Source organism: Stenotrophomonas sp. 3diitr2024 (assembly GCF_042136455.1).
Lineage (GTDB): Bacteria > Pseudomonadota > Gammaproteobacteria > Xanthomonadales > Xanthomonadaceae > Stenotrophomonas > Stenotrophomonas sepilia.
In genome coordinates, this window is the sequence record NZ_JBHHMJ010000267.1 from 1 (window position 1) to 3,414 (window position 3,414).

Genomic DNA, 3,414 nt, shown 5'->3' on the forward strand with positions numbered 1-3,414 from the left:
CGCTGCTTACATCCACGGCTTCTACAATCCAGCCCGGCTACACTCGGCGCTGGGCTACCACTCGCCTAACAACTACGCCCGGCAGCTCCGGGCTGCCGCCTGAAACGGCTTCATGGCGTCCGTTTTCAGGGGGCCAGATCAAGATCCCTTTTCCGTCGGAAAAGGGATCTGACCCCCGGGGCCTCAACCGACTTCGTACAGCTCCAGCGGCAGGCCATCCGGGTCGGCGAAGAAGGTGAAGCGGCGGCCGGTGTATTCGTCCACGCGGATCGGTTCGCAGTCCACGCCGTGGCTGGCCAGGCGTTCGATGAACGGCTCCAGCGCAGCGACCCGGAACGCGAGGTGGCGCAGGCCCTGGGCCTCCGGGCGGCTGGGGCGGGGCGGTGGCGAGGGGAACGAGAACAGTTCCAGCTGGCTGCCGTCGGGCAGGGCCAGATCCAGCTTCCAGGAGTCTCGCGCGGCGCGGTGGTTCTCGGCCAGTACGCGCAGGCCGAGGATACGGACGTAGAAGTCTTTTGAACACGCATAATCGCTGCAGATCAGTGCCGCGTGGTGGATGCCCAGCAGGGCGTCGGAACCGGTGTTCATTGCAGGGTGTCCAGCCAGCGCTGGGCGATCTTCTGCGCCAGCGGGTACGGTTCGGGATCGTTGCGATTGGTCAGCACGATCACGGTCAAGTGCTTTTCCGGGTATCGAACGATCACATTTCGGAAGCCGATGCTTTCGCCGCTGTGCCATTGCACCGGGCCGTTCAGGCGCCATCCGAAGCCGTAGTGCGGCACATCCGGTTCGGATGTCGATGTGGCCGGGCTGAACATCGCGCGGCGCGAGGCCTTCGACAGCAGGCGGTCGTCGTACAGCGCCGCATCCCAGCGGGCGAGGTCGTCCAGCGAGGAGTAGATCCCGCCATCGCCGAGCACGGCACTGGTGGCGCTCTGGTCGGTGCGCTGCCAGCGGCCATCGATCCAGCTGTAGCCATAGGCGCGTGCGGCGATGGTATCGATGCCGTCCTGATGGGCCACGGTGTGGGCCATGCCTAGCGGGCGGAAGATGCGCTGTTGCAGGAAGGCTGCGAAATCCAGGCCGGAGGCGCGGCCGACGATCAGTGCCAGCAGCGCATAGCCGCTGTTGCTGTAGTGGTACTGCGTGCCCGGCGCGAAGTTCAGCCGGTCCTGGCGCGACAGCAGGGTCAGCACATCGGCGTCATGCACCTGCCGAGTGTCAGCCGGATCCATCAGGTCTTCGTAGTCGAGCAGGCCGCCGGTGTGCGATAGCAGCTGGCGGATCGTGATGGCCGCGGCAGCCGGGGGCAGTTCGGGCAGCCACTGCCGGGCAGGTTGATCCAGCCCAAGCCGGCCATCCTCCACCAGCAGCAGCACCGCCGCAGCGGTGAACTGCTTGCTGACCGAGGCCAGCCGGAAGTTGCTGGCCGGGGTGACGGCGGTGCCGTCCTCCACCACCGCCAGGCCGTAGCCACGGCGGAACACCGCTTGCCCGTCGTGCAGCACCAGGACTGCAGCGCCGGGTACCTGGCCGTCGTAGGCCTGCATCAGGCCGTCGATGCCCGCATCCGGTGGTTTCAGCACCGGTGCGGCGATACCCGTTGAAGGCAGCAGGCCCAGCACGACGGCGAACAGGGCGACGGCAGGGCGCATGACGGCTCCGGAGGGGTCAAGGTGAAGGCGTGGGCGTAGTGCTGGCCGGCTGCACCATCCAGCGTTCCATCTTACGGTCAAGCACGTCCAGCGGCATTGAGCCGTCCTTCAGCAGTTCGGCGTGGAAGCGGCGCAGGTCGAAGGCGGCGCCCTGGCGCGCCTTGGCCTTGTCGCGCAGGGCAACGATGGTGGTCAGGCCGGCGACGTTCGACAGTGCCTGGCCGGGCTGGGCCATGATCCGCTCCACCTCGGCGTTGGCGTCGTCACTGCTCATGTCCACGGTCTTCTGCAGGTAGCTGACGGCCTGCTGCTTGCTCCAGCCCTGGGCGTTCACGCCGGTATCGGCCACCACGCGGGCGGCGCGCAGCAGGCGCGAGTACAGGTAGCCGATGCGGTCGTAGGGATCGGTGTAGATGCCCAGGTCCTCGCCCAGCGTTTCGGCGTACAGGCCCCAGCCTTCGACGAAGGCGAGATCGCCACCGAGGCGGCGGAAGCGTGGCAGCTTGGCCAGCTCCTGCTGCAGGCCCAGCTGGACGTGGTGGCCCGGGATCCCTTCATGCAGGTACTGCACCGGCACGTTCCAGCGCTTGCGGCTGGGCAGGTCGCGGGTGTTGATGTACAGCACGCCCGGTTGCCCGGCCGCCGACGGCTGATAGGCGGCAGCGGCGGCGGTCAGTGCGCGCTCCGGCTCCACCGCACGGACCTCCAGCGGTGCCTTCGGCAAGGTATCCAGCACCTGCGGCAGGCGTGCGCTGACCTGCTGCTGCACCTGGCGGTAGCGGTTGATCAGCGTGTTGGCGTCGCCGTACTGGAACTGGCGGTCGTTGCGCATGCTGCGCAGCAGCTTGGTGGGAGAGCCGCGCAGCTTGGCGTCCTTCATCACCGTGGCGATCTGCGCCTGCAGTTCCTGCACGCGCTGTTCGCCCAGCGCATGCAGTTGTGCGGCGGTCTGGTCGCTGGCGGTGGTCTGCACGATCAGGTTGGCGTACCAGGCCTGGCCATCGGGCAATGCGCCCAGGCCGCTGCTGGTGCGTGTGGCCGGCAGGTATTCGGTGGCGATGAAGCCGCGCAGGGCGCGGTAGGCCGGCATGATGCGCAGCTCGATCATGCGCTTGTATTCGGCGCTGATGCGCGCCTTGTCCTCAGCCGGGATGGTGTTCGGCATGGTGCGGATCGGCGACCAGAAAATGCTCTCCTCGGCGGTCGGCTTGATCACCGCATCCAGCTGCGGCAGCACTTTTTCCATCAGGTCGCGTGGTTGCACCACGCCGGCCTTCATGCCCTGGCGCATGTTGTCGATGGCCTGGTCGAACAGCTCGGGAATGCCCAGCGAACGGCGTGACCAGGTGTCGTAGTCCTGCACGGTGTTGAATGGCTGTGCGCCCGCACCGGAGCCGAGGATCGCCATGATGCTGCCGATGTTGTAGTACTGGCTGATCGGCATCATCCAGCTCGGGTAGCGCTCGGCGGCCAGCGATGCGCGCGCGTCGCGCACGAAGATCTCGTAGCTGAGCAGGTCCTGGCCCTGCAGGCCGTCACTGCCGAGCTTCTCGACCTTGCCCAGCCATTGCGTGGTGAAGTCGTGCGACTGCTGGCGCCAAGCGGCGGACAGGATGTTGGGCAGCTGGTCGTTGTAGCGGGCCTCGCCCTGGAAGGTGGCCTGCAGCGGGTTCAACCGCATCGAGGCATCCCAGTACTCGTCGTACAGGCGCTCCAGCTGCACCTGCTTGGGTACGGCCCGGGCCGGGGCGACCGGCCG

Annotated in this window: 3 protein-coding genes; all 3 read right to left on the bottom strand. The window is 67.2% G+C overall.

From position 1 onward, the window contains the following. Nucleotides 1–183: 183 nt before the first annotated feature. Nucleotides 184–588 (bottom strand): VOC family protein, encoded by a 405-nt coding sequence (locus tag ABGA94_RS06180; RefSeq protein ID WP_053498965.1) that lies wholly within the window; start codon nucleotides 586–588, stop codon nucleotides 184–186. Beyond that, nucleotides 585–1,655 (bottom strand): serine hydrolase, encoded by a 1,071-nt coding sequence (locus ABGA94_RS06185; RefSeq protein WP_053498963.1) that lies wholly within the window; start codon nucleotides 1,653–1,655, stop codon nucleotides 585–587. Before ABGA94_RS06185 ends, ABGA94_RS06180 begins: the two co-directional genes overlap by 4 nt. A gap of 16 nt (nucleotides 1,656–1,671) precedes the next feature. After that, nucleotides 1,672–3,414: DUF885 family protein (locus ABGA94_RS06190; RefSeq protein ID WP_375366683.1), on the bottom strand; the 1,743-nt coding region annotated here is incomplete at its 5' end.